Below are 248 nucleotides of genomic sequence, written 5' to 3'. Positions count from 1 at the left end.
CGCGCTCCGTGCCCCAGCTGTGCAAGGTGGCGCCCAACACGCAGAAATACCATATCGAGGATGTGCACCGCGCCGGCGGCATCTTCGCCATCCTCGGCGAGCTGGCCCGCGCCGGCAAGCTGCACACCGACGTGCCCACCGTGCACGCCAAGACCCTGGGCGAAGGCCTGGCGCAGTGGGACATCGCCACCACCCAGGACGAGGCCGTCAGGCACTTCTACCTGGCAGGCCCGGCCGGCATTCCCACC

At 69.8% G+C, this 248-nt stretch carries 1 protein-coding gene; it reads left to right on the top strand.

The genetic code is table 11. The features are described 5' to 3' along the window. A partial coding sequence (locus ACRHNM_RS17620; RefSeq protein ID WP_431137944.1) for a dihydroxy-acid dehydratase occupies positions 1–248 on the top strand: 248 nt, incomplete at both ends.

Origin of the sequence: Psychroserpens mesophilus (genome assembly GCF_050617655.1) — a bacterium.
GTDB classification, from domain to species: Bacteria; Bacteroidota; Bacteroidia; order Flavobacteriales; family Flavobacteriaceae; genus Psychroserpens; species Psychroserpens mesophilus_A.
This window is presented reverse-complemented; position numbering and strand designations above follow the sequence as displayed.